The following is a 22,490-nucleotide window of genomic DNA, read 5'->3' on the forward strand; positions in this document are numbered from 1 at the left end:
GACGCTTTGGTGAGGTGTCGGCAGCCAAGCCGCTGGCGCAGAACGAAGTTTGCCACGCGCCTGATATGAAAAAGGGTCCGCACGCGGACCCTTTTCCATTTACCCCCTGTCGGACGGGCCGACTTCATTGTGCCGGACGCTACCGCTGCGTCCTGCGCAGGTCAACAACGGAAACGCTGCATTCTGATGCGTTGATACGGCATTTTGACAGGTCCGCATGACATGGATGCCGCATGAAAAAGGCCGCGGCAAAAGCCGCGGCCAGTGACAGGGAGGAAGCCGTCAGGTTCAGACCCGGCCCCGACAAGATCCACTCTGGCACAGAGGAATTAACATTGTATTGTCACGCCGTGCAGTGCCCGCCCGTCGCGGGCCGGATCGCAGCCAACAGCCGGACGGAGGCCCGATGACCAGCGAAACCCAACCCCAGACCGGCGCCGTCAACGCGTTGGTGGCCGATGGCGTGATCTTTGTCGGCGGTGGCGGCGACGGCCATGCGGTGCCGCAGCATCTTTTGCTGAAATACGCCAACCGCCACGGGCTGATCGCGGGCGCGACCGGCACCGGCAAGACGGTGACCCTGCAAACCCTGGCCGAATCGCTGTCGCAGGCGGGCGTGCCGGTGTTCATGTCGGATGTGAAGGGCGATCTGGCCGGCATGTCGATGCCCGGCGATCCGGCCCACAAGGCGCATGACGCCTTTGTCAAACGCGCCGCCCAGATCGGCGCGCCGCTGGATTATCAGGCCTTCCCGGTGACCTTCTGGGATCTTTACGGCGAACAGGGCCATCCCGTGCGCGCCACCGTGGCCGAGATGGGGCCGCTGCTTCTGTCGCGGCTGATGGGCCTGTCGGATGCGCAGGAAGGCATTCTGAACATCGCCTTCCGCATTGCCGACGAACAGGGGCTGGCGCTGCTGGATCTGAAGGATCTGCAGTCCATGCTGGTCTGGTGCGGCGAAAACGCCAAAGAGATCGGCCTGCGCTATGGCAATATCACCGCCGCCTCGGTGGGCGCGATCCAGCGGCAGTTGCTGGTGATGGAGAACCAGGGCGCGACGGCGTTTTTCGGTGAACCGGCGCTGGATCTGGACGACATGATGCTGACCGATGCCGATGGCCGGGGCCGTATCAACGTGCTGGCCGCCGATCGGCTGATGAACGCGCCGCGGCTTTATGCGACCTTCCTTCTGTGGCTCTTGTCCGAACTGTTCGAGCGCCTGCCCGAGGTTGGCGATCCCGACAAGCCGAAGTTCGTGTTCTTCTTTGACGAGGCGCATCTGCTGTTTTCGGACGCGCCGAAATCGCTGATCGACAAGGTGGAACAGGTGGCGCGGCTGATCCGGTCCAAGGGCGTCGGGGTCTATTTCGTCACCCAGAACCCCGCCGACGTCCCCGAGGTGATCCTGGGCCAGCTTGGCAACCGCGTCCAGCACGCGCTGCGCGCCTTTACCGCAAAGGATCAGAAGGCGCTGCAACAGGCGGCGGAAAACTATCGCCTGAACCCGGCATTCGACATTGCCGATGCGATCCGCGAGGTCGGCACCGGCGAGGCCGTGACCTCATTCCTTGAGGCGAAGGGCATTCCCGGCATGGCGCAGCGCACGCTGATCCGCCCGCCCCTGTCGCGGATGGGGCCGATCACGCCCGATGAACGAAAGTCGGTGATCGCGCGCTCGCCCCTTGGGGCGAAATACGACTGGGCGGTGGATCGCGAATCCGCCCATGAAATCCTGACCGCCCGCGCCGACAAAGCCGCCGCCGAGGCCGAAGCCGCCGCCAGCCGCGAGGCCGCCGAGAAAGAGTTCAACAAGGCCCGCCGCTATGATGCCGGCCTGAACCCCGAGATCGGCCGCGCCACCACCCGGTCGCGCAGCACCGGCGGCGCGTCGCGCAACGACACGCTGCTGACCGCCTTCGGCAAAAGCATGGCGCGGCAGTTGGGCACCCGCGCCGGGCAGGCGATGGTGCGCGGCATTCTGGGGTCAATCTTCCGCGCCCGCTAGGATGCCACCGGCCAAGGCGATCGCCCGGCCCTCGGACAGGGCCGCGATCAGCAGTTCCAGATGACGGCGCAGATCGTAATCGGCCCGCCCCTCGCGGCGGGCCGTTTCAATGGCGGCCTCCGCCGCCAGCAGGCGCGTCAGCGCCAGCACCGGGCCGGGCAGGGCGGGCAGGCCGGTCAGCCGCGCCAGCACCCGGCGGCGGTCGTAATAGGCCATTCCCAGACGCGCCGCACCGATCAGCTTGCGCGGCCTGCGCAGCGCCATCAGCTCGGCCACCAGACCCGCGGCGACATCCGCCTTGGGTGCGGGGGCGGGAAAAGCGACGATGGTGGCGGATTGGAAGTCACGGACGGCAGCGTGGCGCATGGGTCTGTCTTTCTGACGGGGGGCCGGGAATCACCTGAGGGCCCGCGTTAAGGATGTGTTCATCTTGACCCCGCACAACCGGGCGTTGCGCAAAATTGCCCATCAGCGCGCGGTCGGCAGAGGTTTCCTTATCACTTTGTCAACAATTCTCGGCGGCACGGGCCTTCGGAACGGCGTCGTTAACCAACGGGTAACGCGGCTGAATCGAAGGTTAAGCCAGAGCGCCACGTTGGCGCCGTTTCGTGACACACAGAGGACCAGTCAAACCATGACCACCTGCGATCCGTGCCGGGCCGCCGCCGTGGCGTCCAGCCCCGCCCGCGCCGTGCCCTGGCCCGCCACTCTTGCCGCCGAACCCGCGCTGGCGGCCTTGCCTGATGATGCGCGGCTGTATCTGGCGCATGTCGAAGGCGGCGTGCCGTTGCGTGAACTGGCCCGGTCGCTGGGCTGCCATCCCTCGACCATCCTGCGCCGCGTCCGCCGAACCGAGATCCGCCGCGAAGACCCGCTGATCGACGCCGCGCTGTCGCGGCTGGCCAGCACCACCCGCCACCCTGCCGCCCCCGTTTCTGCCCATCAGCCCAAGGACACCGCCATGACCGCCCCCCTGCGCAATGCCACTGCCACCTCGCTGCGTGCCGAAGACGAAACCCGGCGCATCCTGCGCCGTCTGGCCGAACCCAATGCCTGCCTGGCCATTGCCGAGGGCATGGACAAGGGCGTGGTGATGCGCGGATCGGTGCGCACCGCGATTCTGGATCGCCACCTGGCCGAGGCCTTCGCGCTGAACGACTGGATCGCCGCGCAGCCGCTGGCTGATGCCGAGGGCGGCGCGCGCCCCACCCGCATCGCGCGTTATCGGCTGACCGCCGCGGGACGCCAGCATCTGCGCGCGCTGATCGAGGAGGCCGATGCCCGCCAGCCCGGTTGCCTGCCGCGCGCGGGCGATTTCGGCCCCGCCGATCCGGTCTGCCCCCCGAATGCCGCGCCCGACGGCATGGCCGAACCCGCCGCGCAATACGACGCCCCCCATGCCGGGCCTGCGGCGGGGGCGGCGCACAAGATCTGGGGCGACCGGGTGCTGGCCGATCCGCAGGACGGTCGCCGCCGCCGGATGCGCGTCAACCTTGCCGAAAGCCCGCTGACTGCCATGGCGCGGCGGCGCGACCGCGATGGCACGCTGTTTCTGACCGATGATCTGGTGGCCGCGGGTGAACGCCTGCGCGAGGATTTTGAACTGGCGCAGATGGGGCCGCGCGTGGCGCAGAACTGGGAACGCTTCCTGACCGGCGGCGGTGATCGCGGCCAGTTTTCCCAGGCCGGTGGCGGCGGCACCAGTGGCGAGCGGGCGCGCGACCGGGTGGCGGCGGCGCTGCGCGATCTGGGCCCCGGCCTTGGCGACATGGTGCTGCGGGTCTGCTGCTTTCTGGAAGGGGTCGAGACCGCCGAGCAGCGCCTGGGTTGGTCGGCGCGGTCAGGCAAGATCGTGCTGCGCATCGCGCTGCTGCGGCTGAAGCGTCATTACGCCGACACCTATGGCGCGGCCAGCCCGATGATCGGCTGACGCCCGCAGAATGCCAAACGGGCCGCCCTTGGGCGGCCCGTTCCTTTGCTTCAGGCGCGATCAGCGATGCGCCGAGCGGGTGATCCCCATCCCGTGCAGCAGGCCAGCCAGGGCGCCCCCGGCCAGCGGTGCCGCGATGAACACCCACAGATCGGCCAGGGCCTTGCCGCCCACGAACACTGCCGGGCCGATCGACCGCGCCGGGTTCACCGACACGCCGGTCACGTTGATGCCGACCAGATGGATGCCCGCCAGCGTCAGGCCGATGGCCAGACCGGCAAAGCCCGCGGGCGCATCGGTCTGGGTCGCGCCCAGGATCACGGTGACGAACAAGAGCGTCGCCACGAACTCGAACACCAGGGCGGCCGTCAGGCTGTATTCGCCGTTATAGCCCGCGCCGAACCCGTTCTGGCCCAGCCCGTTTCCGGCCAGCGTATAGCCCGCCTTGCCCGAGGCGATCAGATAGATCACGAAGGCCGCCGCGATGGCGCCGATGATCTGGGCGATCACATAGGTGATGAAGTCGCTGACCGTCATGCGGCCCGACACCAGGAAACCCAGGCTGACCGCCGGGTTCAGTTGCGCGCCCGAAATCGCGCCCAGACCGTAGGCCGCCGCGACAATCGACAGGCCAAAGGCCATGGCGATGCCGTGAAACCCGATCTGCTGTCCCATCAGAACCGCGGAACCGACACCAAAGAACACCAGAATGAATGTGCCGATCATCTCGGCGATGGCTTTTTTGCTCATCTTGCTCTCCGCTTGGGGGGCGTCCCCCGTGTTTTCCGCTGCGCGATTGCGCCCGGACCGAACACAGACTATCTGAAAGACAGGCGAACCGGATGGGGGAAACTGCAATGGCAACGAACCGTGATGTGGATGCGGCAGCCATCGGCCATAACGGCGGCCCCGATCTGAACGCCGTCCAGCCGCCGCGCCTGCGCCACCCCGAAAAGGCCCATCGCCCCGATCAGGAGCAGCCCAAGAAACCGGCGTGGATCCGGGTCAAGGCGCCCACCTCGCAGGGCTACAAGGACACCCGCGACATCCTGCGCAAGGGCAACCTGTCCACCGTCTGCGAAGAGGCCGGCTGCCCGAACGTGGGCGAATGCTGGTCGCAGGGCCATGCCACGATGATGATCATGGGCGAGATCTGCACCCGCGGCTGTTCGTTCTGCAATGTCATCACCGGCAAGCCCGACGCGCTGGACGCCTTTGAGCCCGGTCGCGTCGCCCATGCGGTGCAGCAACTGGGGCTGAAACATGTCGTCATCACCTCGGTCGACCGCGACGATCTGGCCGATGGCGGGGCGGAACATTTCGCCCAGACGATCCGCGCCATCCGTCACCGCAGCCCCGGCTCGACCATCGAGGTGCTGACCCCCGATTTCCTGAAATGCAGCGCGCAGGCGCTGGAAACCGTGGTCGCCGCGCGCCCCGATGTGTTCAACCACAACCTTGAAACCGTGCCCGGCCTTTACCCGACCGTGCGGCCCGGCGCGCGCTATTTCCACAGCCTGCGCCTGCTGCAACGGGTGAAAGAGCTCGACCCGGCGATCTTTACCAAATCCGGCATCATGGTTGGCCTGGGCGAGGATCGCCAGTCGGTCTTGCAGGTGATGGACGACATGCGCGCGGCCGAGATCGACTTTCTGACCATCGGACAGTATCTGCAACCGACCCCCAAACACCACCGGGTCGACCGCTTCGTCACGCCGGATGAGTTCGCAAGCTACGAAAAATCGGCGTTCGGCAAGGGCTTCCTGATGGTTTCGGCGACGCCGCTGACGCGGTCGTCCTATCACGCGGGGGATGATTTCGCCCGGTTGCGCGCCGCGCGTCAGGCGAAGCTGGCGCAGAACTAGGGCCGCGCCAGCGATCCGCGCGGCGCCCCCTGCATCACCGCCCAGTCCGGCCACAGCCCCGCCTTTTCCAGCCCGACCAGCGCCAGGCCGATGGCGATCACCGCGAACACCAGGGCCACCATCCGCGCCGAAGGCGGATTGCGCGCCCATTGCGCCATCCGCAGCAGCCACCGCATGTCCATCTGACGCACCTTTCCGCGCAGTTCACCCTTGATCTTTGCCCCCTTAGCGGAAACTAAGGCGCAGGTCATCCAGTTGTTGCCATGCCCAAACACGCCGAAACCCGTCAACTGCCCTATAGCGCGCAACAGATGTATGATCTGGTTGCCGATGTCGCCCGCTACCCCGAGTTCCTGCCCTGGAACAGCGCCGCGCGGGTGCGCCAGGCCACGCCGCAGGGCGACGGCTCGGTTCTGGTCGAGGCCGATCTGGTGATCTCGTTCAAGGTGTTCCGCGAACGCTTCGGCAGCCGGGTGCGACTGTGGCCCGATGCCGATCCCTTGCGCATCGACACCGAATATCTGGACGGCCCTTTCCGCTATCTGACAAGCGGCTGGACCTTTGCCGACCGGCCCGAGGGCGGTTGCGACGTGGCCTTCCATGTCGATTTCGAGTTCCGCAACCCGATTCTGCAAAAGGTGATCGGCGTCGTGTTCAATGAGGCGATGCACCGCATCGTCCGCGCCTTTGAGGACCGCGCCCACGCGCTGTATGGCTAGGGCGCGGCGCGCAGTCGGGCGATGTCGCGGGCCAGCACCTCGGGGGCGATCTCGCCCAGATGCAGGCGCGCGACCTGACCATCGGTCCCGATGAACAGCGTCACCGGCAGGCCGCGCAGCCGGTAGTGGCTGGCCAGCCCGCTGGCGGGATCCAGCAGCATGTGATCGGGCATCGCCAGCCCCGCCTGGGTCAGGTGGTCGCGCACCACGCTGGCGGTTTCGCCCTGATTGGCGAACAGAAAGGTCACGTCAGGGGTGGCGGCGGCGGTGTCGATCAGCATCGGCAATTCGCGCCGGCAGGGCGGACACCAGGTCGCCCACAGGTTGATGACCATCGGCCGCCCGGCCAGATCGGCGGGCACCGTCGCGCCGCGGCCATCGACATGGGCCAGGGCCAGATCGGGCAGGGGGCGCGGGGCAGGGGCCGATGTCAGCGCGGTCATCAGCAGCACCGCAAGGCCCGCCGCCCCGACCGGCAGCGCCGCATGAGGCCAGAGCGCCACCGGGCGCAGCCGCCAGACCGTCCAGCCCCAGGCGGCGACCAGACCGGCGGGCCACCAGAAGCCGCCCTGCCAGATCGCCGCGATGCGCCACAGCCCCGGCCAGAAGGCGCCCAGGTTCAGCGCGACATGGCCCAGACGGCCCGCGATGACGAAGATCACCACCACCTGCCAGGCCCAGGTCGCGATCGCGGCCCGCCGCCCCCGGCCAATGATCTCGGCGGCGATCAGAAAGGCGGCGATGGCCAGAATGGCGGTGAACCGCTCGGTCGAAAACACCAGCGGGCCAAGGCTGACGGCGTTCATCGGGCCTAGATCGCGGCGATGACGCGGGTCAGGATCGCCTTGACCTCGGCCATGGCGGCGCTGACTTCGGGGTTGCCCACGGCTTTCATTGAGGCGACGGGATCCACCGCGCTGACCTCGACCCCGCCGTCAACCTCGCGCAGGATGACGTTGCAGGGCAGCATCGTGCCGATCCGCGGCTCGGCCGTCAGCGCGCGATAGGCATGGCCCGGATGGCAGGCGCCCAGGATGCGATAACCGGGCAGATCCTTGTCCAGCTTTTTCTTCATCGTTGCCTGCACGTCGATTTCGGTCAGCACACCGAAACCGTTGGCGGTCAGCGCGGCACGGGTGCGCGGGTCGATCTGATCCAGCGTCGCATCGGGGAACAGACGGTCGATGGAATAGCTCATGGCGCCCTCATGCGGTTAAAGGTCCATGGTGGCCGCGCTGTCCGCCGGGGTCAATGCGCCATCTGGCCGCGTGATTGGGTGGCTTGATCGGGTGGCGCGGGCGGGTCAGGATGGCGTGCCGATCGCGGCGCCGGTGCGCGTCGCACACCAGATGACGCGGGTGATCCCCGGTCCGGGGTTCAGCGTGGAAAAGCCGTGGCTGGCGCCGAAATGCAGCGTCTCGCCGCAGGCAAGCGGATGGCGCATCTCGCCCGCATCCACCACCAGCGAGCCTTCCACCACAATCAGCAACACATCGCCGGGGCAATGGTCGACCCGGTGGCGCTGACCCGGCTGGGCAATCTGCACGGCGGCGGTCAGATGGCCTTCGCCCATCTCGCGCGTCAGCGCCTGGATGCCGCTGCCGTTGATCGCCCCGGCCATGCTGCCGCGCATCGGCGCAAAGCCCTGATGCGTTGCGCCGCCCAGCAGTTGACTGGGCGATACCTCAAGCACCCGGGCGATCGCCGCCAGCGACGCCAGTGACGGAGCCGCAATGTCGCGTTCGATCTGCGAGATGAAGCCGACCGACAGACCGGTCGCATCGGCGACCTGCTGCATGATCATGCCCTTTTGCTTGCGTGCCCGCCGCAGCTTGTCGCCCAGTGACACCGCCATGATCCCGTCTTGCACCCTGACACCTGCTGACAAAAACAACCGTATAGACTGATTTATTTTCAGCCGTTTGCGAAAGTCAACAAGACTGTGATGAACAGTTCGCGCATTCCTGCTGACCGTGATATCCTGTTGCAGGTCACCTTGTGACGCGGCGTCATACAGAACGGTTCGTTTTCCCCGATTGTCATCGGGATGCGCTTGCCAAATCGGGGCGGGGCGGCCAAGCTGCGATTGCAGCCCGATCATAACGGGCCTTTCAGGGAGCAACCGACATGACCTATCTTCCCCGCGCGCGTGGCTTGCTGCTGGCCTCGGCTTTGGCGCTGTCGCCGGTTCTGGCGCAGGCGGTGTTTGCCGAAACCCCGGCGGATGTGCTGGTTGTCGCGGCCACGATCGACGACATCATCAGCCTGGACCCGGCCCAAAGCTTCGAGTTCTCGGGCAATGACGTCACCCAGAACCTTTACGACCGGCTGGTCGATTTCAACCCGCTGGCGCTGGACAAGGGCTTTCAGCCCAGCCTGGCCGAAAGCTGGACGGTCAGCGAGGATGGCAAGACCATCACCCTGAAGATGAAATCCGGCGTCACCTTCCAGTCCGGCAACCCGGTCCGCGCCGAGGATGCCGCCTGGTCGATCCAGCGTGCCGTCAAGCTGAACAAATCCCCCGCCTTCATCCTGAACCAGTTCGGGCTGACCGCCGAAAATGTCGATCAGATGGTCAAGGCCGAGGGCGACAGCGTGTCGATCACCATGGACCAGCCCTATGCGGTGTCCTTTGTGCTGAACTGCCTGACCGCCAGCGTGGCCAGTGTCGTCGACAAGGAAACCGTGATGGCCAATGTCAGCGGCGACGATCTGGGCAATGCCTGGCTGTCGACCAATTCGGCAGGCTCCGGCCCCTATGTGCTGTCGGCCTGGAAGCCGAACGAGGTCGTTCAACTGACTGCGAACGAGGCCTATTTCCAGGGCGCCCCCGCGATGAAGCGGGTGATCGTGCGCAACGTGGCCGAGGCAAGCGCGCAGCGCCTGCAACTTGAGGCGGGCGACATCGACGTGGCGCGCAACCTGACGCCTTCGGATATTCAGGGCATCAGCGGCAACGACAAGATCAAGGTCGTGGACGAGCCGCGCGGACGCATCCTGTATATGGGCCTGCAACAGAACGATCCCGTTGCCAGCAACCCCGCCGTGGTGCAGGCGATGCGTCACCTGATCGATTTTGACGGCATGGCGAACAGCTTCCTCAAGGGCCAGTGGAAGGTGCATCAGTCCTTCCTGCCCGAAGGCTATCTGGGCGCGCTGGCCGACAACCCGTGGACCTACGATGTCGAGGCCGCGAAGAAGATCCTGGCCGACGCCGGTGTGACCAATGCGACGATCACCACCAAGGTGCGCGATCTGCGCGAATATCTGGACGTGGCCCAGACCATCCAGGCCAGCATGGCGCAGGCAGGGATCACGCTGAACATCGAACAGATGACCGGCGCGCAGGTGCTGGATGCCTATCGCGCGCGGCAGGTGCCGATGTTCCTGGGCGAATGGGGGCCGGATTACGCCGACCCGCAGACGAACGCGGGGGCCTTTGCCGAAAACCCCGACAACAAGGCCGAAAAGGGCAGCACCCTGGCCTGGCGCAACAGCTATGACGTGCCCGCCGCCATGCAGGATGCCGTCAAGGCCGCCGTGCTGGAGGGCGACACCGCCAAGCGCACCCAGATGTATCTGGACATCCAGAAGCAGTATCAGGCCGAAGCGCCGATCCTGCCCTTGTTCCAGCGCATCGAACAGAACGCGATGCAGCAGAATGTGCAGGGCTGGTCTGCCGGGGGTGCGGTCACCTCGGTTCAGTATCGCTCGGTCACGAAGGGCGAATAAGCGGTGAGCAAGACCCTGGTTGAGGGCGGCGCGCCGCCCTCATTCCGTTCCGCCCGCAGGATGCGTCAGGCCCGCCAGATCGGCGGGGTTCTGGCCTCGCTTCTGCTGACCATGCTGGGGCTTTTGCTGGTGACCTTCGTCATTGGCCGGGTAATGCCGATCGACCCGGTGCTGAAGGTCGTGGGCGAACGCGCCACCCCCGAACAATATGAGGCCGCCCGCATCGCGATGGGCCTGGACAAGCCGATCTGGCAGCAATTCGTCATCTATATCGGTGACGTGCTGCGCGGCGATTTCGGGCGCTCGATTTCCACCGGCCACATGGTGATGGACGACATCCGCCGGGTGTTTCCGGCGACCGTGGAACTGGCCACGCTGGGCACGCTGATCGGCGTCTGCGTGGGCGTGCCTTTGGGCGTGATCGCGGCGGCGCGGCAGGGCGGCTGGATCGACCAGATCGCCCGCGTGCTGGCGCTTGTCGGCTATTCGATGCCGATCTTCTGGCTGGGGCTGATGGGCCTTCTGGTGTTCTACGGCACGCTTGGCTGGGTCGGCGGGCCGGGGCGGCAGGGCATCCTGTATGACGGGATGATCCCCTCTGTCACCGGCATGATCCTGATCGACAGCCTGATTGCCGGCGATTGGGGCGCGTTCAAGGATGCGTTTTCCCATATCATCCTGCCCGCCAGCCTGCTTGGCTATTTCAGCCTGGCCTATATCAGCCGCATGACCCGCAGCTTCATGCTGGAACAACTGTCGGCGGAATATATCACCACCGCCCGCGTCAAGGGCCTGTCGGAAAGCCGCGTCGTCTGGGGCCATGCGCTGCGCAACATCGCGGTGCCGCTGATCACCGTGATCGCGCTGTCCTTCGGCTCGCTTCTGGAGGGATCGGTGCTGACCGAGATCATCTTTTCCTGGCCGGGCCTTGGGCAATACATCACCAAGGCGCTGCTGTCGGGCGACATGAACGCGGTGCTGGGTGGCACGGTCGTGGTGGGCACCTGCTTTGTGGCGCTGAACATGCTCTCTGATCTGCTGTATCGCGTGCTGGACCCGAGGGCGAAATGACCACCATGACCCGCCGCGAGTGGCTTTTGACCGATGCGCCCCAGACCCGTGCCCAGGCCCGGCTGGGGGCGCTCTATCAGGGCTGGCTGACCTTCCGGTCGAACCATCTGGCGATGGTCGGGCTGGTGATCCTGGCCCTGCTGATCGGCATGGCGATTTTCGCGCCATGGGTCGCGCCGCATAACCCGGTGGCGCAGAACCTGGCCGACCGGCTGCTGCCGCCGGGAACCGCCGGGCATTGGCTGGGCACCGACAGCCTGGGCCGCGATATCCTGTCGCGCATCATCTATGGCAGCCGCGTCACGTTGTTCATCGTCGGCACCGTGGCCTTGGTCGCACCCGTCATCGGGCTGATGATCGGCACGATCGCGGGCTATGCCGGGGGCTGGGTCGATCAGGTGCTGATGCGCATCACCGACATCTTCCTCGCCTTTCCGAAACTGGTGCTGGCGCTTGCCTTTGTCGCGGCGCTTGGGCCGGGGATCGGCAATGCCGTGCTGGCCCTGGCGCTGACGGCCTGGCCGCCCTATGCGCGCCTGGCCCGGGCCGAGACTCTGACCATCCGCAATGCCGATTACATCGCCGCCGCGCGCCTGCAAGGGGCGGGGCCGGTGCGGCTGGTGGTCGGGCATATCTGGCCGCTGTGCATCAGCTCGCTGATCGTGCGGGTGGCGCTGGACATGGCGGGGATCATCCTGTCGGCGGCGGGGCTTGGCTTTCTGGGCCTTGGCGCGCAGCCGCCGATGCCGGAATGGGGGGCGATGATTTCCGACGGGCGGGCCTATATCCTTGACCACTGGTGGGTGGCGGCGATGCCGGGCCTTGCGATCTTCATCGTGTCGCTGGCCTTCAACCTGCTGGGCGACGGCTTGCGCGACGTGCTGGACCCGAAAGGCGCGAAGTCATGACGCTGCTGTCGGTTGAAAACCTGAACGTCAGCTTTCCCACGCGACAGGGCATCGCCCATGTCGTGCGCGGCGTCAGCTTTGATCTGGGCCGCGAACGGCTGGGGGTGGTGGGCGAATCCGGCTCGGGCAAGTCGATGACGGGCCGCGCGCTGCTGGGCCTTGTCCGCCCGCCGGGCCGCGTCAGTGCCGACCGCATGGCGCTTGGCGATACCGACCTGCGCAGCCTGTCCGAACGGCAGATGCGCGCGATCCGTGGCGGGCGCATCAGCATGGTCATGCAAGACCCCAAGTTCAGCCTGAACCCGGTGATGACGGTCGGCCAGCAGATCATGGAGGCTTACCGCCTGCACGCCGGGGGCGGTCGGGCCGCCGCCCGGCAAAAGGCGCTGGACATGCTGGCCGCCGTGCAGATCCGCGACCCCGAACGGGTCTTTGACGCCTACCCGCATGAGGTCTCGGGCGGGATGGGGCAACGCATCATGATCGCCATGATGCTGGCCCCCGACCCCGAAATCCTGATCGCGGATGAGCCGACAAGCGCGCTGGACGTCAGCGTCCGCACCGAGGTTCTGCGCATCATGGACCGCCTTGTCACCGATCGCGGCATGGGGCTGATCTTCGTCAGCCATGACCTGAACCTGGTGTCGCAATTCTGCGACCGGGTGCTGATCATGTATGCCGGCCGCATCGTCGAGACGCTGGACGCCAAGAACCTGCACGCCGCGCGCCACCCCTATAGCCAGGGGCTGCTGAACAGCCTGCCGCGCCTTGATCACCCGGTCGCGCGGCTGGCGACGCTGACCCGCGATCCTGCCTGGCGGGATGGTCCCCTTTCATGAACCTTGCCCTTCTTTCTTGCACAAATACGCATCAGGTCGCGCCATCATGCTGAACGTCGATCATCTGGATGTCTGGTTCGGCCGGGATGAGGGCCGGGTGCTGGCCGTTCAGGACGCCACCTTTTCCGTCGCGCGGGGCGAAAGTTTCGGGCTGGTGGGCGAATCCGGTTCCGGCAAATCCACCATCCTGCGCGCCATTGCGGGCCTGATCGAGGGCTGGTCGGGCCAGATCACCGTCGACGGCCAGCCGGTCAGCGGCACCAGCCGCGACCGCGCCTTTCACAAGACTGTGCAGATGGTCTTTCAAGACCCCTATGCCAGCCTGCATCCGCGCCATTCGGTCGACCGGGTGCTGTCGGAAACCCTGCATCTGCAAGGGATGGGCGGGATCGACGCGCGCATCACCCGGCTTCTGGACGATGTCGGCCTGGGGCGCGGCTTCCGCTTTCGCTATCCGCATCAGCTTTCGGGCGGCCAGCGGCAGCGCGTGGCGATTGCCCGCGCGCTTGCCGCCGAACCGCGCCTTTTGCTGCTGGACGAACCGACCAGTGCGCTGGACGTCAGCGTCCAGGCCGAGATCCTGAACCTGCTGGCCGATCTGCGCGCCGAACATGGCATGACCTATGTGATGGTCAGCCACGACCTTGCCGTGGTCGGGCATCTGTGCGACCGGTTGGCCGTCATGCGCGCCGGCCGCATTGCCGAGGTGATGACGGTTCAGGCCCTGCGCGCGGGCGGTGCGACCAGCCCCTATGCGCGCGATCTGATCGCCGCCAGTGCCGGTTACGACCGCACGGCCTAACCGCGCGGAACGCGCCGCTTAGCCGCGCGGAACGCGCAGGGGCCGCCCCTCGAAGATGGTTTCCATCGAAAACACGCCGGTCACGCGCTCAAGGTCCATGTCCTCGATCAGCGCCTTGTAGCAGCGGTCATAGCCCGCCATCGATGTGGTGACCGCCACCGCCATGTAATCCCATTCGCCGCCGATGCGGTGGAAGGCCACGATTTCGGGGATCGATTCCACCCGCGCCCGGAACCGCCGCGCCCAGGCGTCGTCATGGTGGCGGGTGCGGATCATGATGAAGACGGTCAGGTCCAGCCCAAGGGCGGCAGCGTCGATCACCGCCCGGCTGCCGCGCAGAACGCCAGCCTCGGTCAGCCGTTGCAGCCGCCGCCAGCAGGCATTCTGCGACAGCCCCACCCGTTCGGCCAGATCGCGCTGCGACAGACTGGCATCGGCCTGAAGCGCAGCGATCAGCTTTGTGTCAATATCGTCCATTTCTGCCATCAAATCGTGATGATGACCCAATATCGCCCCATCATACGGTGAAATAAAGATCATTTTTGCCGCAACCGTGGGTCATCCTGCCGCGATCTTCAGGGGGACCATATGACCGACGCTTTCGCCCGCTTTCGCGCCAGCCTGCCGCGCCCCGACCAGATCCATGACGGGCTGATCGGCCGCGACGCGGTGATCGAGGGGCCGTTCGGGCCGCGCCCGATGATCTATGCCGATTACATCGCCTCGGGTCGCGCGCATGAGGCGGTGGAACGCTTTGTCATGACCGAGGTGCTGCCGTGGTATGCCAACAGCCATACCGAGGCCAGCCATTGCGGCGGCACCATGACCCGCCTGCGCCGCGCCGCCCGCGCCGAGGTGCTGGCGGCGGTTGGCGGCGACGCTGATCACGCCGCGATCTTTTGCGGGGCAGGGGCGACGGCGGGGATCAACAAGCTGGTCGGGCTGTGGCGTGTCGGCCCCGGCGCGACGGTGCTGATCGGCCCCTATGAGCATCATTCCAACATTCTGCCCTGGCGCGAAAGCGGCGCCCGCGTGATCGAGATTGCCGAAGACCCGGTGACGGGTGGTCCCTGCCGTGCCGCGCTTGAGGCCGCGCTTGGTGCCGCCGAAGGCCCGCTGATCGGCGCGTTCTCGGTGGCCTCGAATGTCACCGGCATCCTGTCGGATGTCGCGGGGATCACCGCGCGGCTGAAGGCGGCGGGGGCGCGGGTGGTCTGGGATTATGCCGGCGGCGGCCCCTATCTGCCGATCGACATGGGGCAGGGGATGGATGCCATCGTGCTGTCGCCGCACAAGTTCATCGGCGGGCCGGGGGCCTCGGGGCTGCTGGTGATGCGCCGCGACAGCGTGTTGGCCGACCGCCCGACCACGCCCGGCGGCGGCACTGTGCGGTTCGTGAACGCCGAGGGGCAGGATTACGCCAACGCCCTGGAATCGCGCGAGGAATCGGGAACGCCCAATGTCATCGGCGACATCCGCGCGGCGCTTGCGCTGATCCTGAAAGGCGCGGTGGGGTGCGATCATATCGCGGCGCGCAATGCCGAACGCTGGGCCTTGGCGCGCGATCTGCTGGCGGCAGTGCCGGGGATCGAGCTGCTGGGCAACCGCGCCTGCGCCCGGCTGCCGATCCTGTCCTTCCGGCTACGCGACGGGAAGGGCGGCTTCGTGCATCAGCAACTGGCCACCCGGATGCTGTCGGATCTTTACGGCATCCAGGCGCGGGGCGGTTGCGCCTGCGCGGGGCCTTATGTCCACCGCCTGCTGGCGATTTCCGACGACCAGTCGGCGCGGATGCGGCAGGCGATCCTTGCGGGGGCCGAACTGGAAAAGCCCGGTTTCGTGCGCCTGTCGCTGTGCTGGGCCGCGCCCGACAGCGAGGTCACGGCGATCCTGGCCTCGCTGGCCGATCTGGCCGCACGCGCGCCGGGGCTGGCGGGCGATTACGCCGTCGATCCCGCGCGCGCCATCTTCACCCCGCGCGATGAGGCGGCCTAGGCCGCCTCACTGTTGCCATGCGCGGTCGGGTCGGGTTCCTCGGGCGGGGGGGCGTTGTCGCGGGGCGAGATCAGCGTATAGACCGTCGGCACCACGAACAGCGTGAACAGCGTGCCCACGGTGATCCCCGAAAAGATCACCAGACCCATGGCAAACCGCGCCGCCGCCCCCGCGCCATCGGCGGTCATCAGCGGCACTACGCCAACGGCGGTCGCGATGGTCGTCATCAGGATCGGGCGCAGCCGCAGCCGCGCGGCGCGCACCATCGCCGCCTCGCGCGTCATCCCCAGATCGCGGCGCTGCTGGTTGGCGAACTCGACCAGCAGGATGCCGTGTTTGGTGATGATCCCGATCAGCGCGATCATCCCGATCTGGGTATAGATGTTCAGCGACCCCAGCCCGACGTTCAGCGGTGCAATCACGCCGAAGATCGCCAGCGGCACCGACATCAGGATGATGAACGGGTCGCGGAAACTTTCGAATTGCGCCGCCAGCACCAGATAAATCACCAGCAGCGCCAGCACGAAGGCGGTGACGATGCCCGCGCCCTCGGACTTTTCGGTGCGCGACTGGCCGGAATAGTCGATGAAGAAGCCATCGGGCAGCAGCGGGCGGGCGATCTCCTCGATCTGGGCCAGACCGTCGCCGGTGGTCACGCCGGGGATCGGCAGCGCCGAGATGGTGGCCGCGTTCAACTGGTTGAATTGTTCGATATTGGCCGCGGCGACGCCGGTGGTGACGCTGGTCACCGCTGAGAGCGGCACCATTTCCCCGGTCAGCGACCGCAGCCGGAAATCCCCCAGCCGCTCGGGGTTGTCGCGATATTCCGCCGGCACCTGCATGATGATGTCATAGCTGTTGGAATCGCGGTCGAACTGGCCGATCGCGCCGCCGCCGACCAGCAGCGACAGCGTGGCGCCGATCTGGCTGGCGGGAATGTTCAGCGCCGCCGCGCGGTCGCGGTCGATGGTCAGCACCACCTGCGTCGTGTCGAAGGACAGCGAGTTCTGCACCACGATAAAGCGCCCGCTCTCCTGCGCCTTCTGCCGGATTTCCTCGGCCACTTCATAGACTTGCGATGCGGGACCGGTGGACTGGATGACCATGGTGATCGGCAGGCCGCCGCCCGCGCCGGGCAGCGAGGGCGGCGCAAAGACAAAGGCCTGCATCCCCGCCAACGGCGCGATCCGGCCTTGCAGATCGGCCTGGACCTCTTGCTGGCTGCGCTCGCGATCGGCCCAATCCGTCAGCGCCCACAGCGCGAAACCCGAATTGGTGCCGCCACCGAAACCCACGACCGAGAAGCTGGCGTCGACCTCGGGCAGGCCGCTGGTCAGCTCGTTGATCTGATCGACGTAACGGCGGGTGTAATCGGTGGTCGCATAGGACGGCCCGTTGATGATCGCCAGCAGCGCGCCGCTGTCTTCCTCGGGCGCCAGTTCGGTCGAGGTTTTCATGAACAGATAGCCGGTCACGCCCATCAGCACGACCATGATCATCACCGTGATCGGGCGATAGGACAGCGAACCCTCGACGCGGCGACCATACCAGCCCTCAAGCCGCAGGAAGTTGCGGTCGACCCATTGCTGGAACCGCGAATGCCCGCCCGAGGTCAGGATCCGCGCCGACATCATCGGCGAGACGGTCAGCGCGACGACGCCGGACAGGAACACCGCCCCGGCCAGCGTCACGGCGAATTCGCGGAACAACTGCCCGGTCAGCCCGCCGGTGAAGAACAGCGGCATGAACACCGCCACCAGCGTCAGCGAGGTGGCGATGATCGGGCTGACCAGTTCCTTCATCGACCGGAACGTGGCCTGCATCGGCGTCATGCCGTCATCGACATGGCGTTGGACGTTTTCGACGACGACGATGGCGTCATCGACCACGATGCCGATGGCCAGCACCAGGGCCAGCAGCGTCAGCAGGTTGATCGAATAGCCCATGACGAACAGCAAAAACAGCGTGCCGACCAGCGACAGCGGGATCGCCGCGACCGGCATGGCCACCGACCGCAGCGAGCCCATGAACAGCAAGATCACCACCGACACGATCAGCGTCGCCTCGACGATGGTGCGCAACACCTCGCGGATCGAGGCCGAGATCTGCTCGGTCGCGTCATACATCAGCGTGATCTGCATCCCGTCGGGCAGGCTGGACTGGATCGCGGGCAACGCGGCGCGGACATTGGCGGCGGTGTCCAGCGGGTTCGCGCCCGGCGTCGGGAACACGCCCAGAAAGGTGCCGCGCTCGCCGTTGAACTCGACGATCATGTCGGTGTTGGCGGCGGCCAGTTCGATGCGGGCCACGTCGCGCAGCCGCACCACATCGTCGCCCTGACCCGATATCGGCAGCGCGCCGAAGGCCTCGGGGGTTTGCAACGTCGATTGCAGCGTGATCGGATAGGCGGTCAGCGCGCCCTCGGTCTTGCCCGGCGCCGACAGGAAGTTCGCGGCATTGATCGAGGCCATCACCTCGGCCGCGGTCAGCCCGCGCCCGGCCAGTTTCAACGGGTCGATCCACACGCGCATGGCGTAATTCGCCGCGCCCATGATCTGCACCTCGGCCACGCCATCGATGGTGGACATCCGCGGCCGGATCACCCGTTCGATATATTCGGTGATCTGTTCGGGGGTCATGTTGGGGTTTTGCAGCGCCAGATACATGGTGGCGAACTGCATCCCCGTGCCCTTGACGATGGTCGGATCCTGCGCGTCCTGCGGCAGGCGGGATCGGACCTCTTGCACCTTCGACATGACTTCGGTCAGCGCGGTGTCGGGATCGGCCCCCAGCCGCATATGCACCGACACGACCGAGGCCGAGGGCCGCGACTGGGTGGACACATAATCCACACCTTCGGCGGTCGAGACCGCGCCCGAAATCGGCGAGGTGACAAAGCCCTGGATCAGGTCGGCGGCAGCACCGGGATAGATCGTCGTCACGGTGATGACCGATTCATCCACCTTGGGATATTGGCGGATCTGCAGGCTGGTAACGCCCATCAGCCCCAGCAGCATCAGGATCAGCCCGAAGACCGTGGTCAGCACCGGGCGCTTGATGAAGATGTCCGACAGGCTCATGGGGTGGTGGCCTTTTCGGCTGCGGGGGCGGCTTCGGTGTCGGTATCGATCGCGGGGGCGGTGTCAGTGGCGTCCTCGGGCGCGGCCTCGGTGGTGCCGCCGGGCGCGGTCGCGGGCTCCGTCGCGGGCGGCGGGGTCTGGCCCTGGCCGTCCGGCGTCACGGTATTGTCGATGCGCACCGGCGCGCCGTTCGACAGCCGGTTCTGGCCGCCGGTGATGATGATGTCGCCGGGCTTAAGCGCGGTTCCGGTGATCTCGACCAGACCCGCGGCGCGGCGACCGGGCGTCACAAACACCTGCCGGGCCTCCAGCTTGGGCTGGCCCTGATCGTCCTTTTCGCCGCTGTCGCGCACCGCATAGACATAATCGCCGTAAAGGCTGGATAGCACGGCGGTCTGGGGCAGGGCGATCGCGCCATCCTCGACCGGCAGCGACAGGGTGATGCGCACGAATTGCCCCGGCGTCAGCGCGCCTTCAGTGCCCGAAATCGTGCCGCGCAGCGCGACCATGCGGCTGGCGGCATCGACGCGCGGGTCGATGCCCGTCACCTCGCCGGGATAGCTGTCGCCGCCGCCGTCCAGTTCGACCGACAGCTTCTGGCCGATGGCCAGATGCGGCAGTTCCTGTTCCGGCAGGCTGAAATCGACGCGCATCTGTTCCAGATCCTGAAGCGTGGCGATCACCTGACCGGGCGTCACATAGCTGCCCGGATCGATGCGCGGCAGGCCGATGGTGCCACCAAAGGGTGCGGTCAGGCGCCGGGTCGACAGGCTGACCTCGGCGCGGGCCACGGCGGCCTCGGCGCTGCGCAGATTGGCATCCGCGCCCTCAAGATTGGCGTCCGAGGTCACGCCGCGCCGTTGCAGCGCGCGGGCGCGGTCCAGCGCGGTGCGCGCCACCTCAAGCTGGCTTTTGGCCGATTGCACATCGGCCTCTTGCGTGACGTCATCCAGCCGCACCAGCAGATCGCCCTGGGCAACCTTCTGGTTGGCCGCAAAGGCGATCTCGCGCACAAGGCCGGGCGCCTCGACCGTCAGATCGATGCCCTGCGCGGCATTGACCGTGCCGATCGCGCTGATCCCCGGCTGCCAGGTGGTCGGCTGCACCGTGACCGTCGTCACCGGCATCACCTGCACCGGCAGATTGGCGAAGATCTGCCGGATCATGTTGTCGCGGAACAGGTTGAAGCCGATCAGGCCACCACCGATCAGGATCAGGGCCACAAGGGCAATGATAAGACGTTTGATCACAAAAGGCTCCTGTCGGCGGGAATACGCTGGGAATACCGGCCCAAGATTGGGTTTTGGGGGCAAGTGTCAAGCCATGGTCGGCAGGGACTGGGCAGAGATTTTCCCGACAAAAACGCTTGACTTGCGATTTGGCGTAGTATTTTGGTCAGGTTAATCCCTGCCCAAAGGTGCCTAGATGACCCGCATCCCCACTCTGATCGCCGTGCTGCTGGCTGCTAGCCCGGCGGCTGCCGCCCCACCCACCGCCGATGCGGTCGTGGGCCATTACGCCGATCTGGCGCAGGCGAAATATGGCGACAGCCTGACCGCGGCAACGGCCCTGCGTGGGGCGGTTCAGGCGCTGATCGACGCGCCGTCCGAGGCCACCCTGACCGCCGCGCGGCAGGCTTGGACCGCCGCGCGCGTGCCCTATCAGCAGACCGAAGCCTTCCGCTTTGGCAACGCCATCGTCGACGACTGGGAAGGCCGCGTGAACGCCTGGCCGCTGGATGAGGGGCTGATCGATTACGTCGCCGAGGACACCCCCAGTGCCGAGGACAACGAACTGGCGCAGCTGAACATCATCGCCAATCCGCAGCTTCGCGTGGGCGCCGATGTGATCGACGCCAGCACCATCACCCCGGCGCTGATCCAGTCGCTGCATGAGGCCGGCGGCATCGAGGCCAATGTCGCCTCGGGCTATCACGCGATCGAGTTCCTGCTGTGGGGCCAGGATCTGAACGGCACCGGCCCCGGCGCGGGCAACCGCCCCTTCACCGATTATGTGCAGGGACCGGACTGCACCGGCGGCAATTGCGACCGCCGCGCCGCCTATCTGCTGGCCGCGACCGATCTTCTGGTGGCGGATCTGACCGAGATGACGGAAAACTGGGGCGGGGACGGGGCCGCGCGCAAGGCCGTGACTGCCGATCCGCAGGCCGGGCTGAATGCGATGCTGACCGGCATGGGCAGCCTGTCCTACGGCGAACAGGCGGGTGAGCGGATGAAGCTGGGCCTGATGCTGAACGACCCCGAGGAAGAGCATGACTGCTTTTCCGACCAGACCCACCTGAGCCATTTCCATGACGGGTTGGGCATCCAGAACGTCTATCTGGGCCGCTATACCCGGCTGGATGGCAGCCAGATGACCGGCCCCGCGCTGACCGATCTGGTCGCCGCCAAGGATCCGGCCGTCGATCAGGCGCTGCGCAGTGATCTGGACACGACCATGGCCGCGCTGACCGCGCTGCGCGACAAGGCCGAGGGCGGCATGGCTTATGACATGATGCTGGCGCCCGGCAATGCCGAGGGCGAGGCCGCGATCATGACCGCCGTCGATGGCCTTGTGGCGCAGACGAAATCCATCGAACGCGCGGTCGCGGTGCTGGGGCTGAACCCGATCGCCTTTGAAGGCTCGGACAGTCTGGATCACCCAGACGCGGTGTTTCAGTAACTGAATCAGGGGTTTGCGCGATGATCGTCTGTCACTGCATGAACATCACCGACCGCGACATCCAGGCCGCCGTGACCTGGATGCGCGCCGCCGATCCCGACACGATCGTCACACCTGGCAAGATCTATCACGCGCTTGGCAAGCGCGCGGATTGCGGCGGCTGCATGAAACTGTTTGTATCCACCATGCGCCGGGTCGAGGCCTTCCCTGTGGATTCCGGCGTTCCGGCGCTGCCGCCGGCCCTGACAGGCTGGCGCCAGACCGGTTGATTTTACGAAAGGATATCAGATGAAGGGCGACGCAAAGGTCATCGAGTACCTGAACGCAGCACTGCGGTCGGAACTGACGGCGGTCAGCCAGTATTGGCTGCACTACCGCCTGCAAGAGGATTGGGGTTACGGCCGCATTGCCGACAAGTCGCGGGCGGAATCCATCGAAGAGATGAACCACGCCGACCGGCTGATCGCACGGATCATCTTTCTGGAAGGTCATCCGAACCTGCAAAAGCTGGACCCGCTGCGCATCGGTCAGGACATCCGCGAAACGCTGGAGGCCGATCTGGCCGGCGAACATGACGCGCGCAACCTGTATATGGAGGCGCGCGACCATTGCGAGAAGGTGGGCGATCACGTCTCGAAAAAGCTGTTCGAGGATCTGATCGCGGATGAGGAAGGCCATATCGACTTCCTTGAAACGCAGATCGGCCTGCACGATCAGCTTGGCGCGCAGAATTACGGCCTGTTGAACGCCAAACCCGCCGATCAGGCCGAATAGGCGCAGAACACGGCGCGCGGCGGGGTCGCCCGCCGCCGCACCCTGGCCGCGCGGGCGTGCCGCTGCGGCCCACATCAGTTGGACCACC

Annotated in this window: 22 protein-coding genes; 13 read left to right on the forward strand and 9 right to left on the reverse strand. The window is 66.4% G+C overall.

Annotation, left to right across the window (positions count from 1 at the left end):
- Nucleotides 1–406 precede the first annotated feature (406 nt).
- Nucleotides 407–2,005 carry a helicase HerA-like domain-containing protein gene (locus ACEYYA_RS09840; protein ID WP_374800121.1) on the forward strand — a complete coding sequence of 533 codons (1,599 nt, stop codon included), beginning with the start codon at nucleotides 407–409 and terminating at the stop codon, nucleotides 2,003–2,005.
- On the opposite strand, the gene ACEYYA_RS09845 is transcribed toward ACEYYA_RS09840, so the two are convergent.
- A complete protein-coding gene (locus ACEYYA_RS09845) occupies nucleotides 1,985–2,371 on the reverse strand; it encodes a DUF6477 family protein (protein ID WP_374800123.1) in 387 nt (128 codons plus the stop codon). The two genes, ACEYYA_RS09840 and ACEYYA_RS09845, sit on opposite strands and share 21 nt — an antisense overlap.
- Before the next feature lie 268 nt (nucleotides 2,372–2,639).
- On the opposite strand from ACEYYA_RS09845, the gene ACEYYA_RS09850 reads away from it, so the two are divergent.
- Entirely contained in the window at nucleotides 2,640–3,935 is a 1,296-nt protein-coding gene (locus ACEYYA_RS09850) for a DUF6456 domain-containing protein (RefSeq protein WP_374800125.1), read from the forward strand.
- A gap of 60 nt (nucleotides 3,936–3,995) precedes the next feature.
- Here the strand turns inward: ACEYYA_RS09850 and ACEYYA_RS09855 are convergent, their stop codons facing one another.
- Complete coding sequence (locus ACEYYA_RS09855; protein WP_374800127.1) at nucleotides 3,996–4,685, reverse strand: aquaporin; 690 nt, start codon at nucleotides 4,683–4,685, stop codon at nucleotides 3,996–3,998.
- Between the two features lie 107 nt (nucleotides 4,686–4,792).
- On the opposite strand from ACEYYA_RS09855, the gene lipA reads away from it, so the two are divergent.
- Nucleotides 4,793–5,800: a lipoyl synthase gene (gene lipA, locus ACEYYA_RS09860; protein ID WP_374800129.1), complete on the forward strand. Its 1,008-nt coding sequence runs from the start codon at nucleotides 4,793–4,795 to the stop codon at nucleotides 5,798–5,800.
- Here lipA and ACEYYA_RS09865 read toward each other — a convergent pair.
- Nucleotides 5,797–5,982, reverse strand: coding sequence for a hypothetical protein (locus ACEYYA_RS09865; RefSeq protein ID WP_374800131.1), 186 nt, complete (start codon nucleotides 5,980–5,982; stop codon nucleotides 5,797–5,799). The genes lipA and ACEYYA_RS09865 overlap by 4 nt on opposite strands.
- Nucleotides 5,983–6,063: 81 nt before the next feature.
- Between ACEYYA_RS09865 and ACEYYA_RS09870 the strand changes: the two genes are divergently transcribed.
- Nucleotides 6,064–6,519 carry a type II toxin-antitoxin system RatA family toxin gene (locus ACEYYA_RS09870; protein ID WP_374800133.1) on the forward strand — a complete coding sequence of 152 codons (456 nt, stop codon included), beginning with the start codon at nucleotides 6,064–6,066 and terminating at the stop codon, nucleotides 6,517–6,519.
- On the opposite strand, the gene ACEYYA_RS09875 is transcribed toward ACEYYA_RS09870, so the two are convergent.
- From ACEYYA_RS09875 to ACEYYA_RS09885, 3 genes are all read right to left on the reverse strand, one after another.
- Nucleotides 6,516–7,325, reverse strand: a complete 810-nt coding sequence (locus tag ACEYYA_RS09875) for a redoxin family protein (protein ID WP_374800135.1) — start codon at nucleotides 7,323–7,325, stop codon at nucleotides 6,516–6,518. The genes ACEYYA_RS09870 and ACEYYA_RS09875 overlap by 4 nt on opposite strands.
- Nucleotides 7,326–7,330: 5 nt before the next feature.
- Nucleotides 7,331–7,717 carry a DUF302 domain-containing protein gene (locus ACEYYA_RS09880; protein ID WP_374800137.1) on the reverse strand — a complete coding sequence of 129 codons (387 nt, stop codon included), beginning with the start codon at nucleotides 7,715–7,717 and terminating at the stop codon, nucleotides 7,331–7,333.
- Between the two features lie 105 nt (nucleotides 7,718–7,822).
- Nucleotides 7,823–8,374: a helix-turn-helix domain-containing protein gene (locus tag ACEYYA_RS09885; protein ID WP_374800139.1), complete on the reverse strand. Its 552-nt coding sequence runs from the start codon at nucleotides 8,372–8,374 to the stop codon at nucleotides 7,823–7,825.
- Between the two features lie 272 nt (nucleotides 8,375–8,646).
- Here ACEYYA_RS09885 and ACEYYA_RS09890 point away from each other — a divergent pair, with 272 nt between their 5' ends.
- From ACEYYA_RS09890 to ACEYYA_RS09910, 5 genes are read left to right on the forward strand one after another with little or no spacing between them, the layout of a single operon-like run.
- A complete protein-coding gene (locus ACEYYA_RS09890; protein WP_374800140.1) occupies nucleotides 8,647–10,251 on the forward strand; it encodes an ABC transporter substrate-binding protein in 1,605 nt (534 codons plus the stop codon).
- 60 nt (nucleotides 10,252–10,311) lie between these two features.
- Nucleotides 10,312–11,322, forward strand: a complete 1,011-nt coding sequence (locus ACEYYA_RS09895; protein WP_374800407.1) for an ABC transporter permease — start codon at nucleotides 10,312–10,314, stop codon at nucleotides 11,320–11,322.
- Nucleotides 11,319–12,230, forward strand: a complete 912-nt coding sequence (nikC, locus tag ACEYYA_RS09900) for a nickel transporter permease (protein ID WP_374800142.1) — start codon at nucleotides 11,319–11,321, stop codon at nucleotides 12,228–12,230. The genes ACEYYA_RS09895 and nikC overlap by 4 nt, the downstream gene beginning before the upstream one ends.
- Nucleotides 12,227–13,069 (forward strand): ABC transporter ATP-binding protein, encoded by an 843-nt coding sequence (locus ACEYYA_RS09905; RefSeq protein ID WP_374800144.1) that lies wholly within the window; start codon nucleotides 12,227–12,229, stop codon nucleotides 13,067–13,069. The genes nikC and ACEYYA_RS09905 overlap by 4 nt, the downstream gene beginning before the upstream one ends.
- Before the next feature lie 46 nt (nucleotides 13,070–13,115).
- On the forward strand, nucleotides 13,116–13,871 hold the full coding sequence (locus ACEYYA_RS09910; RefSeq protein WP_374800146.1) for an ABC transporter ATP-binding protein: 756 nt from the start codon (nucleotides 13,116–13,118) through the stop codon (nucleotides 13,869–13,871).
- 18 nt (nucleotides 13,872–13,889) lie between these two features.
- Here ACEYYA_RS09910 and ACEYYA_RS09915 read toward each other — a convergent pair whose 3' ends face one another.
- Nucleotides 13,890–14,357, reverse strand: a complete 468-nt coding sequence (locus tag ACEYYA_RS09915) for an Lrp/AsnC family transcriptional regulator (RefSeq protein ID WP_374800148.1) — start codon at nucleotides 14,355–14,357, stop codon at nucleotides 13,890–13,892.
- A 102-nt stretch (nucleotides 14,358–14,459) separates the two neighbouring features.
- Here ACEYYA_RS09915 and ACEYYA_RS09920 point away from each other — a divergent pair, with 102 nt between their 5' ends.
- Complete coding sequence (locus tag ACEYYA_RS09920) at nucleotides 14,460–15,866, forward strand: aminotransferase class V-fold PLP-dependent enzyme (protein WP_374800150.1); 1,407 nt, start codon at nucleotides 14,460–14,462, stop codon at nucleotides 15,864–15,866.
- Here ACEYYA_RS09920 and ACEYYA_RS09925 read toward each other — a convergent pair.
- Nucleotides 15,863–18,946 carry an efflux RND transporter permease subunit gene (locus tag ACEYYA_RS09925; RefSeq protein WP_374800152.1) on the reverse strand — a complete coding sequence of 1,028 codons (3,084 nt, stop codon included), beginning with the start codon at nucleotides 18,944–18,946 and terminating at the stop codon, nucleotides 15,863–15,865. The two genes, ACEYYA_RS09920 and ACEYYA_RS09925, sit on opposite strands and share 4 nt — an antisense overlap.
- Nucleotides 18,943–20,196 carry an efflux RND transporter periplasmic adaptor subunit gene (locus tag ACEYYA_RS09930; protein WP_374800154.1) on the reverse strand — a complete coding sequence of 418 codons (1,254 nt, stop codon included), beginning with the start codon at nucleotides 20,194–20,196 and terminating at the stop codon, nucleotides 18,943–18,945. The genes ACEYYA_RS09925 and ACEYYA_RS09930 overlap by 4 nt, the downstream gene beginning before the upstream one ends.
- 175 nt (nucleotides 20,197–20,371) lie before the next feature.
- On the opposite strand from ACEYYA_RS09930, the gene ACEYYA_RS09935 reads away from it, so the two are divergent.
- Genes ACEYYA_RS09935 through bfr form a run of 3 tightly spaced genes read left to right on the forward strand, consistent with a single transcriptional unit; the run spans nucleotide 20,372 to nucleotide 22,402 of the window.
- On the forward strand, nucleotides 20,372–21,628 hold the full coding sequence (locus ACEYYA_RS09935; protein WP_374800156.1) for an imelysin family protein: 1,257 nt from the start codon (nucleotides 20,372–20,374) through the stop codon (nucleotides 21,626–21,628).
- Nucleotides 21,629–21,648: 20 nt separating this feature from the next.
- The gene (locus ACEYYA_RS09940) at nucleotides 21,649–21,897 is read left to right on the forward strand and encodes a (2Fe-2S)-binding protein (RefSeq protein WP_374800158.1); all 249 of its coding nucleotides are present in this window, start codon (nucleotides 21,649–21,651) and stop codon (nucleotides 21,895–21,897) included.
- Between the two features lie 19 nt (nucleotides 21,898–21,916).
- Nucleotides 21,917–22,402 carry a bacterioferritin gene (gene bfr / locus ACEYYA_RS09945; RefSeq protein WP_374800160.1) on the forward strand — a complete coding sequence of 162 codons (486 nt, stop codon included), beginning with the start codon at nucleotides 21,917–21,919 and terminating at the stop codon, nucleotides 22,400–22,402.
- The last annotated feature ends 88 nt before the right edge of the window (nucleotides 22,403–22,490 follow it).

It is taken from the genome of Paracoccus zhouxuedongae (assembly GCF_041927815.1).
Lineage (GTDB): Bacteria > Pseudomonadota > Alphaproteobacteria > Rhodobacterales > Rhodobacteraceae > Paracoccus.